Below are 22,825 nucleotides of genomic sequence, written 5' to 3' on the forward strand. Positions count from 1 at the left end.
ATAATTATAAATCACATAGTTAAGTTAATATTGGCTGTAATATTATCATTTATATGCACTTACTTTACTCGCTATCTGTTATTTTTTATGTTGTGACGAGTTTGGTAACAAGCTCAACACTGGCTGCCTCCATCAAAACAGTGATTAAATTATCACCAGATCCCATAACACAACATACTGTCGAATTACCTTTAAATGAGTATCATGCTTTAGAAATCTTAGCATTAAAGAAAGTAAGCAGCAGTCAGGTTCCTCGTCCTTATGAGATCCTATCAACTAACGATAAAGTGATGAACGATATCAATCACAACAACATTCGAGATGACTATGAACGACTCTTACTCAGTCAATACCAACGACCTGAATATGTTGCTATGGGTATTTTAGCAGCAGCGCACTGGGACAGACTCCTCGCAACACTTAATCAAAAAGATCGTATTCTCTCAATTACAGCCCTCAGTTTAATTACAAATAATATTGCTATTAATCAATGCTATTACTCATTACAACAGGTAGATAATACCTTGATATCACCCATATTAAATTATTTTAATACCGACCAGCAGCTAGTCATTAAAGATAAAGCAGAAGAAAAACTATTAGCTATTATAGCCACATCCCCATTCACTATTACCTTTGAACCACAACCTTGTCAGAGATTTACACTCTTGGCCGAGTCGATGTTACAAACTACATTCATCCCACAGTGATTGTGGTTATATATCAATAGGAATGTAAACTTACCGGCTAAATTGACACAAAAACGACACGACAATTAATATGCTGTGTCATCATAATTAATTAAACAATATCCACTATATGTATATTTCTTTTTATATACATAGAAAAATACTATATTTATGATTTAATAGTGGTTTTTAGTAGTTCGCTGTATAATGTTCGACCTAAATTATTCAGCTATCACAGTTACGGAATCCAATGAGTAAAATATCAACCTTTTTAAAAGGCATGGCGATGGGTGCAGCAGATGTTGTCCCTGGCGTGTCAGGCGGTACTATCGCATTCATCACCGGCATTTACGATACGCTGCTTGAAAGTATTCGTCGTATCAATCCAAGCTTAATAAGAATAATCCGCAACGGTGGCATTAAAGCCGCATTTGAGCACGTTAATGGTACCTTCTTAATCTGTTTATTTGGTGGCATATTAACAAGTATCTTTACGTTAGCGAAAGTGATCACTTGGATGCTCCATACTCATCCAATTCCATTATGGTCATTTTTCTTTGGCTTAATTATTATTTCCGTTATCCATATGCTTAAGCAAGTTGAAAAATGGAATATTGGTAGTTTTATAGCCATTATTCTTGGTGTTGTATTTGCCTATGGTATTACCGTACTACACCCTGTAGCGATGGATCCTACGCCATTAAATATCTTTATTGCTGGCGCTATCGCTATCTGTGCAATGATCTTACCAGGTATTTCTGGTAGCTTCATTTTACTCCTGCTTGGTATGTATGCTCCTATTCTTGCGGCTGCAAAATCAGTGGATGTATTCACACTTGGTTTATTTACTGTTGGTTGCGTTGCTGGTCTGTTGACGTTCTCTCATGTACTGTCATGGATTCTACGCAATTACCGTGATCTTGCCCTAACGCTACTAACAGGCTTAATGATTGGTACTTTAGGTAAGATTTGGCCTTGGAAAGAAGTGCTAACATGGCGTACAAATTCACACGGTGAACAAGTGCCACTACTTGAGCATAACTTATCACCATTTAATTATGAGAATGTAACGGGTCACCCTGCTCTACTTGGTTATGCTATCGCTGCCATGATTTTAGGTCTTGCCGTTGTTTGGGGTCTTGAAAAATATGCTGAACGTAATGACTAATTGCCAGTAGCCTCAAAAAACATTTAAAGAGTAGCCGCCATGGCTACTTTTTTTATTCTTTGAATCTTATCCATGCCGTTACATCACAAAAAATTACTCTGCACCTACCTTTTATAAACATCTCTATTCATAATTCATTTATGCCACATAGATTATCAGGAAACATTTAAGGATGAATGGATGAAATACCAATGGTTAGTTCTTGCTTTGGCTTTAGTTGCTGGACTGTTTGCCCGTTACATGATGGACAGTAACGATCCAGAAGTTGCACGTGAACCCTACTACCCAATGAATTATTTGGAATCAGGTACAGAGGTTATTGATTTATTTGCCCCTGAAGACGAACGTATTCGTTTAGTCTATTTTGGCTACACACAATGTCCAGATATCTGTCCAACCTCGTTAGCTGTATTGTCAGCAGCTCTAAAGGCAATTCCACAACAACAACGAGATAAATTATGGCCTGTTTTTATTAGTCTTGATCCAATGCGTGATTCAGCAGATAAAACAGCTCAATATGCGGCTTATTTTGACCCGACTATTACAGGGGCAACAGGGACAGAACAACAAATTAAATCATTAGCAGACACATACGGCGTACTCTATATTAAAAACGAATTAAATAATTCCGAAATAAAATACGTCATTGATCACAATTCTTATTTTTATTTTTTAAAACCTTCCGGTGAGTTAATTAAAAAACTCCCTCATATGGCTAGTCCTGCTCAATTAATTGCAACGATTCCGATAATAACATCATCAATAACTGAGTAATAAATGAATAAATAGAACTAAGACATAGATCATAATAGTCGACATGATTCATATCTATTATATTTAATACTTAAATGATCTATTTTTTTAATTGCATAATATAAATGGCACTTATTTTTATCACTGCTTTTTTGCTCGTTTTTTAATCTATTATGTTATTTATTTGAGTATTTGCAAAATTTTACATTTCCCTGACTTTAGGTACTATTAAAAACGAGAAATTACTTGTAACTCCTTATATTAAGCGGAGTTATGCTCAAGCCAATTTAAATATAAATGCAAAAAAACGGTTAAATATGTACTTTTTTTATTCAAAAACGCGACAGATATCGGATTTTTTTTTCTTTGCTGAAAAAAATTAATGAGCAATTATAATAAGTTATGCCATAATGAATTTGCCAACTCAAACTTTATTCAACAGTTGTAGTGGCTAAATCAATATGGAGATTATATAAAAATGAAACGTACTGTATCTATCTTAGCTGGTGTTTTACTAAGTGCTTCTCTTGTAGGTTGTTCTAGCTCTGATGAAGTAAGTCAAATGCAGCAACTAACTAACAAAGTTGACACACTGTCTGAGCAAGTTAGTGCGCTACAAGGTCAACAAGACCAAATCGTAGGCGCAGTAAATGATTCTCGTGCAGCATCTGACGCAGCATACCAAGAAGCAATGCGTGCTAATAAGCGTATCGACCACATCGCTGGTTCATACACTAAGTAATCAATACTTAGCTATAAAATATCTAAAGAGATGGCTTATGTCGTCTCTTTTTATTTGTCTATCTTTACAATAATAATTATAAATAACCCTTCTCAATTCCAACCACATTATCTCAAATAAAAATAAAATACAGATCACAATAATATAAAGTTAATACATTATTAATGTGATTATCATATTTTATTTTTCAAATAATATGCAAAAAAAAACGAGATAATATTATCTCGTTTATATAGTAACAACGGGCTTACTATGATTTTAAAATTACAGGAAGACCTGATTGTTTATCCAGTTCTGAATATAGTCGTTTCGTTGCCTTAGTATCACCTTCTACATCTTTCAATAAGACTTCTGGTGCATCAAGACTTTTCTTAACCCCTATCTGAGATTCGCTCTTTGACAGTGGTGAATGTACTTCTACAATTAACTCACCATCAGGATCTCGTGACGTTTTTACGGGTTGATTAATAATTTGAACTTGAGTACCAAGAGCTACATGTGGAAACAGCCACTCAACATCCCAAGGGTTCATACGAATACAGCCGCCACTAACACGCATACCGATACCAAAATCTTTATTGGTACCATGGATAAGGTATTCGCCATGACCGTAGGCCAATCGCATTTTATAATCACCCAATGGGTTATCAGGCCCTGCGGGAACCACAGCCGGAAGAATATCCCCTTTTGCTGCATGCTCTTTACGGATTGAGGCTGGCGGTGTCCATGTTGGGTTTTTTACTTTTTCACTGATGGAAGTAGTCATACTTGGTGTTTCACGACCAACGCGACCAATACCAATAGGAAAAACGTACACAATAGAAGCATCATCTTTTGGAAAATAGTAAAGACGTAATTCAGCAAGATTGACCACGATGCCTTTATGAGCAACATCTGGCAATATAACTTGGGTAGGTATTTGTAATAGCTTTCCTGGCTGTGGTAAAAAAGGATCAATACCTTTATTTGCGGCCATCATTCCAAGAAAACCCACGTTATATTTATTTGCAATATCAGCAAGGCTATCCCCTTGCTTTACTTCGTAATATTCTGCTGTACCAACGATATTACTACCATTGGTTGGTAGCTTATATTCAATTGCATGCGCTGCGGATGAAGCTAAACATGTGAGTGACAAAAGTAATGCGCGGTACACGACAATATCTCCGGTTAAGATCTTACAAACATTCAATCATGGATGTAAAACGCTGTAATTAATTATACATACAATAACTATATTTAATTATTACATGTGTTTTTAAGCTTTACTGCCATACTACTTGATATTATTTTAATCTACTAGTTTATCGGTAACAGTAAATCTACAATAATATTGATCACAACAAACCAAGGAACAGCATGATAGTGTCATTTGATTATAACCTCTCATAAAAAAGAGCTGTTAAATCTTGGTAAGACCTAACAGCTCAATCAGTATTTTTAAATATTAAACAGTATATTGTTGGAGTAAATACTTCCATTCTCGTCGCTGTTGATTTAATTTCTGTCTAATCAACTCATACTGTTGCATAAATTCAAAGTTTTCATAATTATTTGCTAATTTTTTTTGCTTTAAATCTATTAAGCGTTTATTTACTTGGTAATAATCAGAAATTTTACTCATTAAGGATTCATATTCAAATTGTAATTGTTGCAAACGCGCACTGTTATTTGGTAATGATTTCAATTTGTTCTGTAACCGCATAAATTCCATTTTTGTCCGCGTTTTTTCTATCCTATCTGCTGGTGTTACTTTTAAATTTGTTGTCCAGCCAAGCCATGAGCAACTTTTGATCAACCATTTTGTTGGATCAAATTGCCACCAGCAAATGCCGTTGCGGTAATCATTTTCAAAAATATGATGATAATTATGATAGCCCTCACCAAATGTTAGCCATGCAATAATGCCATTATCACGCGCACTATTTCTATCGGTATAAGGTTGAGATCCCCACTTATGAGCCAATGAATTAATAAAAAAGGTCGTATGGTGACTTAATACTAATCGCAAAACACCAACAAACAACAAAGCTCCCCATAAATTACCAAGCAATAACCCAACCACAACAGGCACCCCGATATTCATGATGGCGGCTAATAATAAGTAATACTTGTGTTGCCAGACAACGATAGGATCTTGTTGTAAATCAACACAATTTGAATAATCATGATAACGGCTAGCTTGATATTGTCGTAACATCCAACCGATGTGACTATAGAAAAATCCTTTTTTAGCTGAGTATGGGTCTTTGTTATTATTATCTACATAACGATGATGAATTCGATGATCAGCACACCAATGTAGAATACTATTTTGCAAAGCAAATGCGCCGCCAAGAGCAAACATCATTCGCAAAAAACGATTTGCTTGATAACTTTGATGTGCCCATAAACGGTGGTAACCCGCTGTAATTGACATACCACAACAGCAAAAAGCCACGATGGTCATCACGACAAGCGTAAGATCGAGGTTATAAAAATAAAGGTATAGCGGCACACCAATAATCGCGATTAAAAACGTGAGCGTAAATAGAGCTACATTTAACCAAATAATAGGCGGTTTTTGCTGTTGAGGTATCATCCTTGTTCACCTTATTTTCAGCGTACACATGTAAGCCACATTATACCGACCGCTTGAGTGATTCAACTAACCACCACAATTAACGTTATTACTACGCCAATAATGTGATTCCCACCACATCAAAACGAGCATTTATGCAACGATAACTGGCTTCTGAAGCTTGATAATAACCAGCAGGCATTGATTCTTTTAGCCCTGCGTCTACTAACGTATTATATTCCTCTCGTGTCATGATGACATATTCAAGATGCTCATCAATAATCGTCTTAATATTGTCAATCGTTGCTTCATCATCACGTACTAAGGTTTTTAAATACCCAGTGAGCACCGATAACGGCATTATCATCTCTCTTACAAGCAATTTCCGTTCCTGAATATGATGCGCCGCAACCGTTCGTTTACCAATATTAAATATCTGTATCCAATCGGGTTTACCTTGCTTTGTCACTAATCCATGTTGGTAGCAATAATATGACTCTAAAAACGTTCGTAAATGACTATACCGCTCGGAATAAACTTCTAAATAAATATGTTGTAATTCAAGATTAGCATTAAAGTTATTGATCTCATTCATATGTATTCCTTTTATTTGCTTGTTTTTGTTTGTTATTTTTCCAAATAATAATAAAAACCAACTATTTTTGAAATTTTTATTATTCGATTACGGTCTATTCAAATAACGATAATTATCATTTTGAATATTACCAATAGGCCGCTTATGCAAATAAAAATACGCCCTCGTTGGGCATTAACGGAAAGCCAAATCACACCAGAAGATATCTATCATCAACGGCGCTCTATTTTAAAAAAATTAGGGATTGCAGCAGTTGGATTACCATTATCAACCAATGCCCATGCTGGCCTGTTTGATTTTATCTCATCTTCAGAAGAGCCTGCAATTGATCATCGTCGACAATTAGCAGGAACAACCTCGTCATTATCGAATGCAGCATTGTCACTAACACCAGAGGATAAAATTCTTCATTATAATAATTTTTATGAGTTTGGAACTGACAAATCATCGCCAGCGGTACGTGCAGAAAAATTCATCACTGATCCATGGAAAGTTACAATTGATGGGATGGTAAATAAACCATTCACACTCGATTATGATGACTTATTTAGCCAGTTTACCTTAGAAGAACGTATCTACCGCTTACGTTGTGTTGAAGCATGGTCAATGAATATTCCATGGATAGGTTTTAGCTTACGCAACATCATTAAAAAAGCCGATCCACAACAACAAGCAAAATACGTCGCCTTTGAAACCTTATACGATCCTAAGCAAATGCCAGGGCAAGCCTCATCACGACTTGGTGGCGGTATTGAATACCCCTACGTAGAAGGCTTACGAATTGATGAAGCCATGCACCCATTGACCATGATCTCAGTCGGATTATATGGCAAAACATTAGCCCCGCAAAATGGGGCTCCTTTACGGCTTGTCGTGCCATGGAAGTATGGTTTTAAAAGTATTAAATCAATTGTACGTATCCATCTTACCGATAAACAACCACCAACGACTTGGAATCGTTTAGCACCGAGCGAGTACGGCTTTTATGCCAATGTTAATCCTGAGGTTGATCACCCACGTTGGAGTCAAGCCAGTGAACGTTTTATCGGTGAAGGTAATGTCTTTAGTAGTCGTCGCCAACCCACATTAATGTTTAACGGCTACGCTGAAGAAGTGGCAGCGTTATACAAAGGTATGGATTTAAAAAGGAACTATTAATGCTCACTCAACATGCTCAAAAGTACCGCCTCACCCCTTCTCGTGTCTTAATGATAAAAGTCACTATCCATACAGTGTCTTTATTTTTTATCGTAATACTAATTTACAACACTATTAACGGTGGGTTTGGTGCTGATCCAATCAAGGGCATAGAGCATTTCACTGGTAAAGCAGCATTAAATACATTGATACTGACACTATTGTTATCACCTTTAGCAAAGCAATATAAACAAGGAGGACTGATACGTCTAAGACGATTACTCGGCGTATACAGCTTCTTTTGGGCTGCACTTCATCTTAGTGTCTATCTTGCACTGGATCTGAATTTTGATTGGTCTTTATTAGGCAGCGAGATAATAAAACATCCTTACCTTGCCATTGGTGCTATTAGTTGGATTATCTTATTATTATTAACACTTACCTCTACACAATCGATGCAGCGTCGCTTAGGCAAACATTGGCAACAACTGCATAATTGGGTGTATCTCGCTTTACTATTAAGCCCTATTCACTACTATTGGTCAGTAAAATCAGGATTGATTGAGCCAACAATTTACTTAGGTGTTTGTGCCTTGCTGTTATATTGCCGTAAACAAAAAATCATGAAATGGTTTACCAAAAACACCAATCAATACCAGACTAAATCAGCGGCAAAAAACACCAACCGCTAGATATTCAACTATCAAATCCAAAAGGAGTGCAATGTCCTCCTTTTGGTCTTTTTATTTAATAGATAATAATATCAAAATCACGTGATCCCGACGCATAAATACAGTTAGTTGGATTGACTAACCCCATGTAGCCACAGACAATACCAACAATTTTTTACATTTAGTGCTGCGGTTCACATGGAAGCTGTCCAATGACAATATCAACATCCCAACCATTATCTTTACGTGATGATTCAATCTTTCGTCTTTTTTGGCGCTATACTTTACCTACCATCGCAGCCATGCTTATTACGGGGATCTATGTTGCCGTTGATGGAATGTTTGTTGGACATTTCATCGGGGAAGATGGCCTTGCCGCTATTATGCTCGGTTACCCTATTGGTTCTATCCTTTATGCTATTGGTGCCATGATTGGTATGGGATCATCTGCTTTAGTCTCAATAAAAATGGGAGAAGATAATACTCAACAAGCGCGTCATATTGTTGGTAATGCACTGACACTTTGTATCATTACTGGCCTTATTTTTTGCTCGTTAGGGCTGATGTTTGGACAAGATATTCTCATTTGGATTGGGGCAAAGAATCATATTTTATCAATGGCAACAGACTATCTATTTTGGTATTTCACTATGGGTGGGTTTGCTATTGTTTCAATGGCTTTTTCTGCATTATTGCGTAACGATGGTCAGCCTAATCGCGTAACATTGATCATGATCTTAGGTGGCATATTAAATATATTTCTCGATTGGTTGTTTATTGTTGTCATTCCTTGGGGATTAACCGGTGCCGCAATTGCTACCATGCTATCGCAGGCCGTTACCTGTATCTTATGCCTACAACACTTTTTCACCGATAAAACACAATTACGTATTGACAGAGATAGCCTTAAAATAAAATGGGATACTGTATTACAAATACTTAAATTAGGCACATCCAGTTTATTAATGTACATGTACCTATCTGTGGTATTAATTCTACATAGCAAAGCTTTTCTATTAGTAGGAAAACCCATTCATGTCGCCGCTTACAGCATCGTTAGTTACACTGAGGCATTCTTTTATTTGATTTTTGAAGGTATCGCACTAGGCACTCAACCCCTTGTCAGCTTTAATACCGGAGCAGGTCTTAAAGATCGCGTCATTAAAATTCGAAACCTTGCATTTGCCATGACCTTATTGATAGCCGTTATTGGTGTCATTACTTTATATAGTATTCCTGATGCCGTAGTGTATATGTTTGCAGGTAATAATCCGCTCCTTCAACCTGAAGCAGTGAAAGGTATGTCGCTCTATTTTTGGGGGCTGCCTTTTGAAGGAGCATTACTCATAGGTGCAACCTACTTTCAGGCGATAAATATGCCTAAAGAAGCCTCTCTATTAACAGGGGGGAAACTCATTCTAATCACAATTATTATTTTTGTGCTGGCGCATACAATTGGCGTTACTGGTGTTTGGCTCGCGTTACCTATTTGTAGTGCTTTGCTTACACTATGGATGGTATTTAGACTACGTAAACTCTCCAAAACTATTGCGTAAATAGAATATTAACCCACTGTTATTATTATAAAATCGTCATTTAATTATAGCTAACGATTTTATGGTTCAACGATCCCCACGATACAGCCTTACCTACGATATAGCCCTATCTACATCATAGATTTCTTCCGCCACAGAGCACTTATAACAATATAATCAAACAATCTATGCGTAAAAATCATAGCCAAAATGAAAACCATTCATTTTACTCATATAGATATTAGTCATACTATTCTTTCAAGGTTTAAAGGCAGCATATCACACCCAAATATGGTTCAAGATAATGGCAATAATAAAAGCCAACCTATTAATATTGAAAGTAATAACCAGCACCTCAATCAACATTTATAACATTGAATAAATGGCACTTAATCAAAAAGAGAGCAATAAACAGCATTGCTCACTCGCATTCAAATTTTTATTATAGAGGTAAGTAGTATGACAATCCCAACAACTGACATGCTTGAAGCATGGCGTGGTTTTAGTAAAGGCGAATGGCAAACTAGCGTTAATACACGTGACTTTATTCAAACTAACTATACGCCATATGAAGGTGATGAGTCTTTCTTAGCCAAAGTAACCGAGACAACTACTACGTTGTGGAATGATGTGATGGAAGGCATCAAGCAAGAAAGCAGCACTCATGCTCCCGTTGATTTTGATACAGACTTACCTTCAACCGTTACTTCTCATGGTGCTGGCTATATTAATCAAGATCTTGAAACCATTGTCGGTCTACAAACAGATAAACCACTAAAACGTGCAATTATTGCCAATGGCGGTATTCGCATGGTGAAAAGTTCATGTGAAGTTTACGGCCGTGAATTAGACCCAATGGTTGAAAAAATCTTTACTGATTACCGCAAAACACATAACAAAGCTTGTTTTGATTTATACACCAAAGAAATTTTAGCTTGTCGCCGTTCTGGTATTATCACCGGTCTACCTGATGCTTATGGCCGCGGTCGTATTATTGGCGATTACCGTCGTTTAGCCCTTTATGGTATCGATTTTCTTAAAGCCGATAAAATAGAGCAATTTAACTCAACTCAATCTTTCCTTGAACAAGGCCAAGATTTAGAAAAAACCATGCGTCTACGTGAAGAGCTTGCTGATCAAGTTCAAGCATTAGAAGATATTCGCACAATGGGGCTTACATACAGCATTGACATGTCTTTACCTGCCCGCACGGCACAAGAAGCCATTCAATTTACCTACTTTGGCTACCTTGCGGCGGTTAAATCACAAAATGGCGCAGCGATGTCGCTTGGTCGTACATCAACATTTATTGATGTCTTTGTTGAGCGTGATATCGCTAACGGTTTAATTACTGAACAACAAGCACAAGAAATGGTAGATCATTTCATCATGAAACTGCGTATGGTGCGTTTCCTACGTACACCAGAGTACGATTCATTGTTCTCTGGTGACCCAATCTGGGCAACAGAAGCAATGGCAGGTATGGGTGTTGATGGTCGTACATTAGTCACTAAAACCACATTCCGTTACCTACATACTTTACATACAATGGGTCCTGCTCCTGAGCCAAACATGACTATTCTTTGGTCTGAGCAACTGCCTACCGCCTTTAAGCAATACGCGGCAAAAGTCTCCATTGAAACATCGTCTGTTCAATACGAAAACGATGATCTAATGCGCCCTGATTTTGACAACGATGATTACGCTATCGCATGTTGTGTAAGCCCACAGATTGTTGGTAAGCACATGCAGTTCTTTGGTGCGCGAGCCAACCTTGCTAAAGCATTACTGTATACCATCAATGGTGGTATTGATGAGAAATCACAACAACAAGTAGGCCCTCAGGTTGCTAAAATCACGGATGAAGTGCTTAATTTTGATACGCTAATGCCTCGTTATGATGCCATGCTTGATTGGTTAGCGACTCAATACGTCACCGCACTTAATATTATTCATTATTCTCATGACCGTTACAGCTATGAAGCGTCACTAATGGCATTAATGGATCGCGATGTTCGCCGTACTATGGCTTGTGGTATTGCAGGTCTTTCTGTTGTCGCTGACTCATTAGCAGCCATCAAGTTTGCTAAAGTAACACCGATTCGTGATGAAAATGGCGTGGCTATCGATTTTGAAATTGAAGGCGATTACCCTAAATTTGGTAATAACGACGCTCGTGTGGATGATATCGCTTGTGATTTAGTTGAACGCTTCATGAAGAAGATTCAAACAATGCATATGTATCGTGAAGCAATTCCAACACAATCAATCTTAACCATTACCTCTAATGTTGTATACGGTAAGAAAACGGGTAATACACCTGATGGTCGTCGTGCTGGTATGCCATTTGGTCCTGGTGCGAACCCAATGCATGGTCGTGATGAAAATGGCGCCGTTGCTTCATTAACATCAGTATCAAAACTGCCATTCGCTTATGCAAAAGATGGTATTTCTTATACTTTCTCTATCGTGCCAAATGCATTAGGCAAAGATGAAAATACACAAAAGCAAAACCTTGCAGCATTAATGGATGGTTACTTCCACCACGAAACAGCAGGTGCAGCAGACGGTATTGAAGGTGGCCAACACCTAAACGTGAACGTATTAAACCGCGACACATTATTAGATGCAGTTGAACACCCAGAGAAATACCCTCAGCTAACTATTCGTGTATCAGGTTATGCCGTACGTTTTAATTCTTTAACACGTGAACAACAGCAAGACGTAATTACTCGTACATTTACCAGTAAAATATGACAGCAGCAATAAAGATAGCGATAAACAAAATGGCATGACTACCTAGTTTTGTTTGTTATCTCACGCCACTTTATACTTAAATAAGGTGGCGTTTTCTTTTTACCGCACATTTACGCCCCCTTCCTTTCCAAATCCACCTATTGCATAAAAAACACGCTATTATGAATAAGAAAAACCAATTTTTTGATATTTATATCGCATAAATAACATATTAAGTAGGAATTATTAAAATCACATATACTATATAGACATACACAACAACATAACTAGAAGATCATGACTACAACTGCCGTTAAAGAATCATTACCACCACCAGAGCCTTTCTTTGCTATCAAAATTATTCCCGCCATCATCATTGTATTGCTCAGTACCCTCAGCTGGCACTTTATCGATATACCATCCGAATTAAATATTGCCGCCTTTCATACCGCTATTATTTTTATCGCCACCATTGTCGCCATCGTTGCGAATGTCTTACCCACTGGAGCTGTTGCTGTTATTGCGGTTTCCGCTTATGCCGTTCTTCATGCAGGAGGAGAAACATCAGCAAAAGCCGCAATTATGGCAGCCACCAGCAATTTTAATAATGTCCTTATTTGGTTGATCGTCATTGCCTTTATGATTGCTCGTGCCTTTGCTAAAACAGGCTTAGGTAAACGTATTGCGCTTATCTTGCTTAGTTGGTTTGGTCAGTCTTCTTTACGTATTGCTTATTGTTTAGGTGTGGCTGATTTTCTTATCGCCCCCGCTACACCCAGCAATACCGCTCGTTCAGCTATTATCTCCCCTATTGCCGATTCACTTGCAAAAGTCATCAATAAAGATGATCGCAAGTTGGGTCAATACCTTATTTCTTCAGTAAGCGCTATGAACGACGCATCAGCAGTAGGTTTTCAAACCGGGTTTGCGGGTAACCTTGCTTTAGTCGGAATAGCTGCCTCGGTTGCTGGCATTAATATGACCTTTAGCCACTGGGCACTGTATTTATTACTACCAGCAGCAATTTTACTATTAACGATCCCCTTTATTCTGTTTAAATTTATTAACCCAGAAACAAAAAAAACGCCACAAGCTCCAGCTTATGCAAAACAAGCTTTACTGCATTTAGGTCCTGTTAGTGTTGCTGAATGGAAATTAATCGCGGTCTTTATTGCATTAATTATTATGTGGGTCGGTGGACAGTCTCTGCATCTACACTCAACCACATCAGCATTTATCGGTTTATCTGCCTTATTAATCTTAGGTGTTTTAAATTGGAATGATGTCAAATCAGAAAAAGGCGCATGGGATACGCTAGTTTGGTTTGCAGTATTAATGGGAATGGCAAGCCAACTAAAAAAACTCGGTTTTACCGCTTGGGTGGGTCACGGCGTTTCTGATTTAATCAGTCAATATATGGGCCATGCTAGTTCCACACTGATTTTAATTGTCATGATGATTTTCTATCTTGTAACCGCCTACTTTTTTGCCTCAGGAACAGCAAAAGTTGTTGCTTTAGGTCCGGTGATTATTGGTTCTTTAATGGCTTTAGGTGTTAGCCCTTTAATCTCAATTTTAGCCGTAGCAGGAATTACAAATATAGGCTGTAACCTTACAACCTATAGTCATGCACGTAATCCATTATTAATGGGCTATCAATACCATAACGATAAACAGTGGATGAAAATTGGTTTAATTATCTCTGGCGGCGGTGCCGTAATATTTATGACTTCAGGTATTATTTGGTGGTCGATTTTAGGCCTTATGTAAGCCATTAATACCATCATCTCAGCACACAAATAACACTAATAAAAAGCCCATACCATGATAAATCAGTATGGGCTAACTTTCCTGTCTTCGCTATGACTAAATCAATGCAATTGATGCACTCGCTTTAGCTTGTAATGTTCGAAACTCATGTTTAGCTAAATGACTGTCCATTGATGCTCGAAGTAATTTATACAATAAAATAGACCCATCAATTTCTTCTTTACGATTGGTTAAACTTTCAATATTGAGCCCCAATGGTAAATCATATTCAACCACTGCATCTAAAATTTGATTAAGGCTATTGCAGCACATTTTAATCGATTCATGTAATGGATTTGTCGCATTTAGAATACGTAAACTGGTTGCCTCAGGCACACTCACACCTAACCATTCAATAAACTCTAGTGTCTTAGCACTACCACATGGTGAAAACGTTAATAAAATACGCTGAGGTTTAATACCATCTTGCTTACACTCAATTGCATAGCGGGTTAAAATATCAATCGTTGCTTGAGTGTCATAAATAGCTTGAGAGATAAAGAAATTACACCCTTGTTGATATTTTTCAATTAATCGGGCATGTTCATTACCTTTCTTAGCATGACGTTCAGCAATCATAATGCCACCAGTAAAAAAGTTATTCTGATGTTCTGCCAATGCTTGATACGCTGTCGATAACGGTAGCGATACTTCATTTTTTGCTGATGGACTTCCAACTAACACAATGTCACGTACTTGATATTCATGCCACGCTTCATTCAGCCATTCATCAAATGCTTCTGTTTCCGATTGCACCACACTTTTATAAGTAATTACCGGACACCCAGTTTTCTTATTAAGTAACGATGAATAATAACGAGGATCATGAGTCGATTTGAATGGGAATGGGCGTGGTTTTTTTGTCCGTGAAACTTCATCTTGAATGTCATACACAATCAAACCATCAATCGCGAGATCTTTAATACGATTCACTAATCGATCTGCAATGCCTTCAACTTCATCTAAAGGCGTATTTGTTTTTGGCGGCGTTGTACCAATAAAATAAACACCGCGTGTAATATCGTTATAACGCACACGAAGTTCAGATTCTGCATTTGTCGCTGACGCTTGATTTACCATTAATAATCACTTCCATGTTTTGTCATCGGCCCTAAATGTAGTCATAAATCATTAAACCGATGATGACAAATATTTCCTAACTATAGCGCTATTATGTTGCGCTATCGTTAACATCCTTGTATTAAAACTATTATAACTTCCAGAAAGATACTAATTATTTAAATGCATAAATTAGTTTCTTTTTCAAACACCTTGTTTCCTTTGTACCTAATCACTCTCTATAAATCAAAATATATCCGTTTTATTTTCAATCATATAAAATCACATGCAGGTCTGATCTATCCATGATAAGTAATCAACGGAACCTTTTGTTATCGGTAGTTGGATAATTTCAGGCGTTTCATAAAGGTGGTGTTTTACTATGATAGCTTGCACCTGCTCAAACAGATTTGTTTTAGTCTTAATGATTATTTGCTGCTCTTGATCACAGTTAATCTTCTGTTTCCAATGGTAATAACTTTTAATCGGCATAACTTGAATACATGCCGCGAGGCGCTGTTCAAGTAGAGCATTAATGATTGTTTGACCATTTTCATCATCTGAAAATGTAGTAACAATGACGCAATAATTTGTCATTTTTTGTTCCTTCTAAAAACTCATGTATTAAATTAATAATCAAATATTAGTGATAAATGTTATCAGAGCGATTCATAGCCATCGTTTTTAGCCAAAATTGTTGATGGCAATTAATGACAGCGATATATCTAAATAGAGAAAGAGGCATATATCTCCATAAAAATGCAATTTTGAGCAAAAATAGTTGCTGGATAGCGATCCAGTTATCAAAAATATAATGTATACTAGCGGCAACTCAATACCTATTCATCGTAAACACTACGATTTAGTGTATTGCGAGTGTTAATACAAAGGTAATGAAATGAATTTAAACCAAGAGCTTCAAAATCTTAACAATCGTATGGACAAGTGCCAGCGTAAACTTGCTGCTGCTATTCAACGTGATGATAAAGTTATCATCAAGCAGTTTAAAGATGAGCTTCTTAGCCTTAACAAAAAAGCGCAAAACGTTAAACACCGTAAGTCAACAGAAGTAAGTGGCAAAAGTAAAGATGTAAAATCTCTTGCTTTTAATCGCGTGTTAACAAAAGCAGAACAAGCAGACATGGGTAAACTGAAAAAATCAGTAAAAGACCTTGTTGTTGTTCACCCAATGACGGCACTTGGTCGTAGCATGGGTATTAAAGCTGTTACAGGTTACGCACCAAAAGCATTCTAATATCTGTTTACAAGGTAACTTATAAACAAATATTGCCGAAAGGCATAAAAAAGATCGTCATATGACGATCTTTTTTTATGTCAAAAATACAGTCATACCTCAATATTAGTGCTCATTAATCCACAAACTGAGGTAGAATATATTCCTTCATCGTTATTTGGACTTTCCAATGGAAAAATTAATGCCGTATATGGCAAAATTCGCATTTGGTCTATCAATGATCATGTTTGTTGTTGGTGGCGTTTTAGCATTAGTTGCACTATATAACCACTTTTGAGTAGACTTTGATTACAATCGTAATCCACCGTCAATCTCAAGTACCCTGCCGGTGAAATAATCATTTTCTATAATAAATCTCACCGAATGGGCGATTTCTGTTGGCTCACCAATACGTGCTAATGGAACCATCGCCAACATACGTTCAATCATGTCATCGTTAATTTGTGCAGCCATTGGCGTATCAATCAAACCCGGTGCAATTGCAGCAACTCGAATACCATATTGTCCGAGCTCTCGCGCCCAACCGACAGCCATTGTCGTTACTGCCGCTTTTGATGCAGCATAGTTTGTCTGGCCAATATTGCCAGCACGAGCCGCACTAGAGATATTAATGATAACGCCTTTGGTTTCATTTTCAATCATCCACTTAACCGCTTCTCTGCCGCATAAAAAAGTGCCTGTAACGTTAACATTCATTACAGTTTGAAATTGATCCAATGACATTTTACTAATGCCGGTCTGGTCTTTCTGCACCAACAAACCATCATCCAAGATACCAGCATTATTAATTAGAATATCAATATGCTCAAAATCTTCCATAATATGAGTAAAGGCTTCTTCTACCTGATCTTCACTTGTCACATCCGCTTCATAAATTCGCGCCATGCTATTAAGCATATGACATTGATCTTGTGTTTGTCTTAACCCTACTGTATTCACATCAATTAAAGCGAGCTGTGCTCCCATCTGTGCAAGCGTTACAGCCATCATTTGCCCAAGCCCTTGACCTGCGCCAGTTATGACAATAACACTATTCTCAATGTCCACGTTAATTCGCTCCTAAACCTGTTTATACATATATCAAAAAACACTGATTAACATTAACAATTCGAAAAAATAGAGAAAGCACAACACTGTTTCATTATTCGAATAATCACATTAAATCAGTTAATGGATTTGCTTGTTGCTGCCATAACGGCATAAATAAACTATCAACTAAGCGTATGTCTACTGTTGAAATAGTCTTATATAACCACTGAGGCTGAGCGTCTTTATCAATAAGTCGCGCTCTTACACCTTCTTTAAACTCTCCCACTAATCCACATCGAACAGACAGAGATAATTCCATCTTAAAGCATTCAGCTAAGCTTGCTTGTTGGTATTGTTGCATTTGCTGAAAACAGATGTGAGCTGATAATGGGCTTCCATTGGCAAGGGTTTGTTTTGCTTTTTCAAGCCAACATCCCAACCCGTCAATAGCATTAATTTGTTGGTAAACAATCTCAAGCGTTGGTGCCACACATGCTGCTTGAATTTGTGGAAAATAAGGAATCATTTGGCTTGGTGGACGCTGACGTTCAGAATCTATCGCAATCTCAGTTAATATCTCTGTTACAACCGCTGAAATTTGATTTTCTGCTACATTTTGCCACGGATAATGCTTCAACTGTTTAATCAAACGCTCGCGATCTTTATCAACGATAAGGTGATCAGCCATTGCTAAATCAAGCGCATCACTGGCATTAACATCAGCCCCTGTTAGACCTAAAAATAGTCCTATTCCGGCAGGAAGCTGATTTAAAAACCATGTTGCACCCACATCTGGATATAAACCAATATTCATTTCAGGCATTGCTAACGACGCTGACGGTGTAACAACGCGATGACTAGCACCAATAAAGAGTCCCAACCCGCCGCCCATCACTAAGCCATTTCCCCAAGCAATAATCGGCTTCGGGTAACTGTGAATCAAATAATCACAACTATATTCAACGGTAAAATAATCAATCAAAAACGGCTTTGCTAAATAGCTATTATCATTGTTAGCACGATGAATGTAATCATCAACTGTTGGCGTCGTCACTTGCTCTACAGCAGTCAAAGCAGGATCATTTTCAATCGCATAATAAAGCGCTCGAATATCAGCACCAGAACAAAATGCTTTTTCTCCAACTGCTTGAATCATCACACTCACAATTTTTTCATCATGTTGCCAATGCAATAGTTGTTGTTGAATCGTTCTAAGCATTGTCAGTGTTAGTGCATTTAATGATGACGCATTATTCAGTTCTAGCACACCAATTGCATGACCACTGCCACATCGAATTTCAAATATATTTACCGTTCCAGTCATCCTTAAACCTCTTTTAAAATCCATTCAATTAGCAATAATATGCTATTTATAGCCTCTCACTGAATGATAGTTAAGAAATAGTGTTGAAAACAGAGTTTTCAATTTTATTACAGCGTATACTAATGTAAAGCAACTATCCCATAACCATATGATTAACAATTATAATCTTTAGATTTCCTAACTTCAGCTTCACATTCAGTGACAGCATCCCATAATAACTTTTCGCGTATGTGCTGCCGCTCTAAATTAGCATTAATACCATCAATAACATTTTGATCCATTGGACCTAAATAATGATCAGTTGTATCCGTAATAATGACGCGAAGTTCTTCCATTGTTGGTAAACGATTATTCGATTCTTCAAAGTCGTCAAAGATGTCATTCACTTTCCCTGACACCTCTTGTTTGATTCTTTTAAATTCTGAACTATCCATATACACCTCCAGAAAAACAACAATAATAATAGTAATAAACGATCGATTAAAAGCAATTGCTGGATCGCATTTATTGTATTAATCTATCAAAAACAAACAATAAACATACACTGTTAATCATATCACTTAACAAAATAACCATAGGATATTACTCTACACTATATGTATTTAGACCTATTTTCTTAATCAGTATAGTTGTCGTATGCGAGATAAAAATGAAATTTATACGACAAAAAATAAGGATATGACACTCAGTTGAAGACTCTAAATCACACTATTCGGTTTTATCTCTCGTTACCATTGTCATTGTGTGTGTTCTATACAGCGACAGCTAATGCAGCCCCTCTCGCTCAAAATTCCTTAGACAAGAATCAGACAGAAACCAGTGTATTACCGCAGACAACAACACCAAGTAACGACACTAACGACGACAATACACCGTATAAAATGAAGCAATGGATTGATAGCTCTCAACAATCAATGACCGATTCAGTACACACCGTCGGAGAATATATAGATCAAAGTCTAACTAAAGATGAGAATGAAGCCGAACTGACCAATCGCAGTTATCTTCGTATTCGTCAGCGGGCGATATATTCATACCGAGGTAAATTAGAAAATGATTTCAAGGTTTACTTTAAACTCGATTTACCGCACGTTAAGCGTGATTGGAAATTAATCTTGGATTCAGAGCCCAGTGATTATGACAGCCTAGAAAGTAAACAACGGGGTATCGCCTCTGGCAGTAAAACCCAAAATGGAGACACTGTTGGTGGTTTTAGACTTCAAGATGCACAATTTGGTAACTGGAGCTCTGATTTTGATATTGGTATTAAGCTCAAATTCCCTATCGATCCTTTTGTAAAAGCTCGCCTGACTCGCGTGGATAATGTCAGTAAAAACTGGACAACTCAACTTGAACAAGAGGTGTTTTATTACCATTCAAAAGGTTTTGGATCTCTCACTCAATTAAGCGGATTTTATGCACTAACTTCCGACCACAAAAATATTTTTAGAACCACAACCAGTGCACAATATTTACAAGAAGATGATAAATGGGAATTGGTACAACAATTTAATGTTTATCAGCGAGCAACAGAAAGGGATTTATTTGAGTATTCAATGGGAATAAGTGCAGATACCGATGAAATGAAAGAAATCACTAACTATTGGGTATCGGCTGAATGGAAACGACGTGTGTATAAGCACTGGCTTTATCTCGCGGCACGACCACAACTTGAATTTCCGCGAGATTATAATTACCACGCTAACTTAGGTATTATGATTGAACTTGAAATGTTCTTTTCTAAAAACCGAAAAATTGATGAATTAGGGCGTTATATTCCAAAACCTGTTAAACAACGTAACCTCACTGAACAATAAGAAAAAACACCGTTAAGCGATAGAATAATCCTCATGCTTAACGGTGTTAATTACGATCTATTTTTATTATTTTTTCTGATGTGAGATAGGCATTGTATCGTTGATAATTACAGGGCCTAAACCAATCACACAACGTTGATAACCTTTTTTCCAGCCTTCGATATACTTCATTTTTTCAACACCCTTAAGATCATCAAGGATTGTCTTTGATGGCTGCCATTGATTCTTAAGCGCATCTTTACATCCATCATTATAGCCATGTTGAATAAATTGCTGGTTCAGTGTAAGAGGCTTGGCTGTTTGCGTAGCGGTTTCTTTTTCTGCCGTCGTTGCAGAAGATGTAGATGTTAACGCTGACGAGCTACATCCAGACAAAAGTGCAAACATACCAACTATCGCCCATGAATAACGCATATCTTTACCTTACAAATCAAAGTTAGCTATTTGGGCTCATCATACTCCAATATCCTTTAATGGAATATTAATCTTATTGTATTCTGCTTAATAGGTCTTTTAGCACACGATTGGCTGATTATTTTTTAAACATATTTTTAATGTGCTTAGTTCCTATAAAACCTACTCTATTCATTGTTTGATAAGAATATTAATAATAGAAACTCATATTAAAATAATAGATAGAATAAAGGCTAGAACAAACTAGCCCATTTAAATGATAGGTATTCTATTTAATCGATTAGCTATTTTTTATTAATAATAAAGGTAATATGGTATTATTAGCTTTAATTTCATTACATATTTCATTAATGTTTTTCATGAAATCTTTATTATGACTACGAATACGATGATAGGTTTGAAAAACTAATATAACATCATCATCATTAAGCTCTCGCATTGAAGAGATTGCAGATAATACCCCTCGAATAATAAAAAAATCCACAATCAAGTCGCTATAAATTTTTTGCATATCTTTAGCAGGAAAATCATTTTGATAAAAAACATAAATAATATAATTTATCCAAATATGTGTATTTTCTTTAAAATAATTAGTGTAATTATTGTTAAATCCATATTGTAAAATCTTTTTTTGTTTATCACTATCGCCATTTGCAAGGGATAATGATTCTATTAGTTGCTTATGGATACTATCAAATCGTTCATAAGCGATAATTAAGTTTCTTTTTGACTCAAGATCAATACGAAAGTTAAATATTTTAATTAATAATCCAGCTTGAATATCAGATGAAGTTTGTTGATTATCATATAGTTGATTAAAATTATTATTATTAATTTCCTCACAGCAAAGTAATAAACGTTTCTGAAGTTCATCTGGTTGATTAGTATAAGGAGCAATTAAACGCAATGTCATACCAATATAAGATAAACGTTGTTCTAAGCTAGAATTATTTATAAATAAAATATCAACAATAAATTGTTGGACAGTATTATACCAAACAGGACGAGAATAATTATTAGCTTTAAAGATATCATCAGGATAATTTTCTTGATGAAATTCCATTGCTGCCGGATTTAATAAAATCTGTCTGGCTGCCTCTGGGCATGACAACGATAAATTATGTTCTTTTTTATGCCCACGAATTGTTGATATTCGTGGGTAAGATTGGCAAGTATTGGACAAACGCTTATGCCCATGTACCTTATGAACCTCACATAAACCATTATTTTCTCTAAAAGGACAAACACCATTATTATCTAATTCTATTTTAGCATAATAAGGTGATTCTCCTTTAGTTCGAAGAATTACTTTAGCAGCCTTATTTTTTAGCTCACTTTTCTGTGTCATAAACTGATATGTTGATTTATCAATCGAAATATCCCAACTATGACAGCAATGGTCTTCACACTTATCCGCGATACATGAAAAATTTTTTATATACTCTGGTGTTATTATCATTTTCATAAACGTGCAATTCTTATACTATTGGTTAAATTATCAAAACAATAGTATAAGTAATTATTTGCGATGC

Annotated in this window: 22 protein-coding genes; 12 read left to right on the top strand and 10 right to left on the bottom strand. The window is 36.6% G+C overall.

Translation table 11 applies throughout. The annotated features are described in order from the left end of the window. Positions 1 to 92 precede the first annotated feature (92 nt). The 4 genes from C9I86_RS02950 (at position 93) to C9I86_RS02965 (ending at position 3,352) form a co-directional block, all read left to right on the top strand. The gene (locus C9I86_RS02950; protein ID WP_241956841.1) at positions 93 to 710 is read left to right on the top strand and encodes a hypothetical protein; all 618 of its coding nucleotides are present in this window, start codon (positions 93 to 95) and stop codon (positions 708 to 710) included. 229 nt (positions 711 to 939) lie between these two features. Then, entirely contained in the window at positions 940 to 1,857 is a 918-nt protein-coding gene (locus C9I86_RS02955; protein ID WP_107275582.1) for a DUF368 domain-containing protein, read from the top strand. Between the two features lie 180 nt (positions 1,858 to 2,037). Continuing rightward, the gene (locus C9I86_RS02960; RefSeq protein ID WP_080156011.1) at positions 2,038 to 2,631 is read left to right on the top strand and encodes an SCO family protein; all 594 of its coding nucleotides are present in this window, start codon (positions 2,038 to 2,040) and stop codon (positions 2,629 to 2,631) included. 457 nt (positions 2,632 to 3,088) lie between these two features. Beyond that, positions 3,089 to 3,352, top strand: coding sequence for an Lpp/OprI family alanine-zipper lipoprotein (locus C9I86_RS02965; RefSeq protein ID WP_080156012.1), 264 nt, complete (start codon positions 3,089 to 3,091; stop codon positions 3,350 to 3,352). Positions 3,353 to 3,602: 250 nt separating this feature from the next. Here the strand turns inward: C9I86_RS02965 and C9I86_RS02970 are convergent, their stop codons facing one another. From C9I86_RS02970 to C9I86_RS02980, 3 genes are all read right to left on the bottom strand, one after another. Further along, positions 3,603 to 4,508: a L,D-transpeptidase family protein gene (locus C9I86_RS02970; protein ID WP_080156013.1), complete on the bottom strand. Its 906-nt coding sequence runs from the start codon at positions 4,506 to 4,508 to the stop codon at positions 3,603 to 3,605. 291 nt (positions 4,509 to 4,799) lie between these two features. Next, a complete protein-coding gene (locus C9I86_RS02975; RefSeq protein WP_080156014.1) occupies positions 4,800 to 5,933 on the bottom strand; it encodes a fatty acid desaturase in 1,134 nt (377 codons plus the stop codon). A 91-nt stretch (positions 5,934 to 6,024) separates the two neighbouring features. After that, positions 6,025 to 6,507, bottom strand: coding sequence for a hypothetical protein (locus C9I86_RS02980; RefSeq protein ID WP_080156015.1), 483 nt, complete (start codon positions 6,505 to 6,507; stop codon positions 6,025 to 6,027). A gap of 144 nt (positions 6,508 to 6,651) precedes the next feature. On the opposite strand from C9I86_RS02980, the gene msrP reads away from it, so the two are divergent. The 5 genes from msrP to C9I86_RS03005 all read left to right on the top strand — a co-directional run bounded on the left by msrP (position 6,652) and on the right by C9I86_RS03005 (position 14,356). Further along, positions 6,652 to 7,665: a protein-methionine-sulfoxide reductase catalytic subunit MsrP gene (gene msrP, locus C9I86_RS02985; protein WP_080156016.1), complete on the top strand. Its 1,014-nt coding sequence runs from the start codon at positions 6,652 to 6,654 to the stop codon at positions 7,663 to 7,665. Next, positions 7,665 to 8,336 carry a protein-methionine-sulfoxide reductase heme-binding subunit MsrQ gene (gene msrQ, locus C9I86_RS02990; RefSeq protein WP_107275583.1) on the top strand — a complete coding sequence of 224 codons (672 nt, stop codon included), beginning with the start codon at positions 7,665 to 7,667 and terminating at the stop codon, positions 8,334 to 8,336. The genes msrP and msrQ overlap by 1 nt, the downstream gene beginning before the upstream one ends. Before the next feature lie 191 nt (positions 8,337 to 8,527). Further along, positions 8,528 to 9,871: an MATE family efflux transporter gene (locus C9I86_RS02995; protein WP_107275584.1), complete on the top strand. Its 1,344-nt coding sequence runs from the start codon at positions 8,528 to 8,530 to the stop codon at positions 9,869 to 9,871. A 438-nt stretch (positions 9,872 to 10,309) separates the two neighbouring features. Further along, complete coding sequence (gene pflB / locus C9I86_RS03000; protein WP_107275585.1) at positions 10,310 to 12,607, top strand: formate C-acetyltransferase; 2,298 nt, start codon at positions 10,310 to 10,312, stop codon at positions 12,605 to 12,607. 276 nt (positions 12,608 to 12,883) lie between these two features. Next, complete coding sequence (locus tag C9I86_RS03005; RefSeq protein ID WP_107275586.1) at positions 12,884 to 14,356, top strand: DASS family sodium-coupled anion symporter; 1,473 nt, start codon at positions 12,884 to 12,886, stop codon at positions 14,354 to 14,356. A 96-nt stretch (positions 14,357 to 14,452) separates the two neighbouring features. On the opposite strand, the gene C9I86_RS03010 is transcribed toward C9I86_RS03005, so the two are convergent. Beyond that, positions 14,453 to 15,475 (bottom strand): methylenetetrahydrofolate reductase, encoded by a 1,023-nt coding sequence (locus C9I86_RS03010; protein WP_080156021.1) that lies wholly within the window; start codon positions 15,473 to 15,475, stop codon positions 14,453 to 14,455. A 261-nt stretch (positions 15,476 to 15,736) separates the two neighbouring features. Beyond that, entirely contained in the window at positions 15,737 to 16,051 is a 315-nt protein-coding gene (cutA, locus tag C9I86_RS03015) for a divalent-cation tolerance protein CutA (protein ID WP_107275587.1), read from the bottom strand. A 301-nt stretch (positions 16,052 to 16,352) separates the two neighbouring features. Between cutA and C9I86_RS03020 the strand changes: the two genes are divergently transcribed. Both C9I86_RS03020 and C9I86_RS03025 read left to right on the top strand, forming a co-directional pair. Further along, positions 16,353 to 16,709 (top strand): YibL family ribosome-associated protein, encoded by a 357-nt coding sequence (locus C9I86_RS03020; protein ID WP_080156023.1) that lies wholly within the window; start codon positions 16,353 to 16,355, stop codon positions 16,707 to 16,709. A gap of 169 nt (positions 16,710 to 16,878) precedes the next feature. Further along, positions 16,879 to 16,986, top strand: a complete 108-nt coding sequence (locus tag C9I86_RS03025; RefSeq protein ID WP_045036908.1) for a hypothetical protein — start codon at positions 16,879 to 16,881, stop codon at positions 16,984 to 16,986. An 11-nt stretch (positions 16,987 to 16,997) separates the two neighbouring features. On the opposite strand, the gene C9I86_RS03030 is transcribed toward C9I86_RS03025, so the two are convergent. The 3 genes from C9I86_RS03030 to C9I86_RS03040 form a co-directional block, all read right to left on the bottom strand. Then, complete coding sequence (locus C9I86_RS03030; RefSeq protein WP_107275588.1) at positions 16,998 to 17,756, bottom strand: SDR family oxidoreductase; 759 nt, start codon at positions 17,754 to 17,756, stop codon at positions 16,998 to 17,000. Positions 17,757 to 17,862: 106 nt separating this feature from the next. Then, the gene (locus tag C9I86_RS03035; RefSeq protein WP_107275589.1) at positions 17,863 to 19,062 is read right to left on the bottom strand and encodes an enoyl-CoA hydratase/isomerase family protein; all 1,200 of its coding nucleotides are present in this window, start codon (positions 19,060 to 19,062) and stop codon (positions 17,863 to 17,865) included. Positions 19,063 to 19,214: 152 nt separating this feature from the next. Continuing rightward, positions 19,215 to 19,496 carry a hypothetical protein gene (locus tag C9I86_RS03040; RefSeq protein WP_080156026.1) on the bottom strand — a complete coding sequence of 94 codons (282 nt, stop codon included), beginning with the start codon at positions 19,494 to 19,496 and terminating at the stop codon, positions 19,215 to 19,217. A gap of 255 nt (positions 19,497 to 19,751) precedes the next feature. Between C9I86_RS03040 and C9I86_RS03045 the strand changes: the two genes are divergently transcribed. Beyond that, a complete protein-coding gene (locus tag C9I86_RS03045; RefSeq protein ID WP_080156027.1) occupies positions 19,752 to 20,879 on the top strand; it encodes a hypothetical protein in 1,128 nt (375 codons plus the stop codon). 66 nt (positions 20,880 to 20,945) lie between these two features. On the opposite strand, the gene C9I86_RS03050 is transcribed toward C9I86_RS03045, so the two are convergent. Together C9I86_RS03050 and fliB are read right to left on the bottom strand one after the other, a co-directional pair. Next, on the bottom strand, positions 20,946 to 21,293 hold the full coding sequence (locus tag C9I86_RS03050) for a hypothetical protein (RefSeq protein ID WP_107275590.1): 348 nt from the start codon (positions 21,291 to 21,293) through the stop codon (positions 20,946 to 20,948). 280 nt (positions 21,294 to 21,573) lie between these two features. Continuing rightward, a complete protein-coding gene (gene fliB, locus C9I86_RS03055) occupies positions 21,574 to 22,758 on the bottom strand; it encodes a flagellin lysine-N-methylase (protein ID WP_107275591.1) in 1,185 nt (394 codons plus the stop codon). Positions 22,759 to 22,825: the final 67 nt, after the last annotated feature.

Source organism: Photobacterium sp. NCIMB 13483 (assembly GCF_003025475.1).
GTDB lineage: Bacteria > Pseudomonadota > Gammaproteobacteria > Enterobacterales > Vibrionaceae > Photobacterium > Photobacterium piscicola.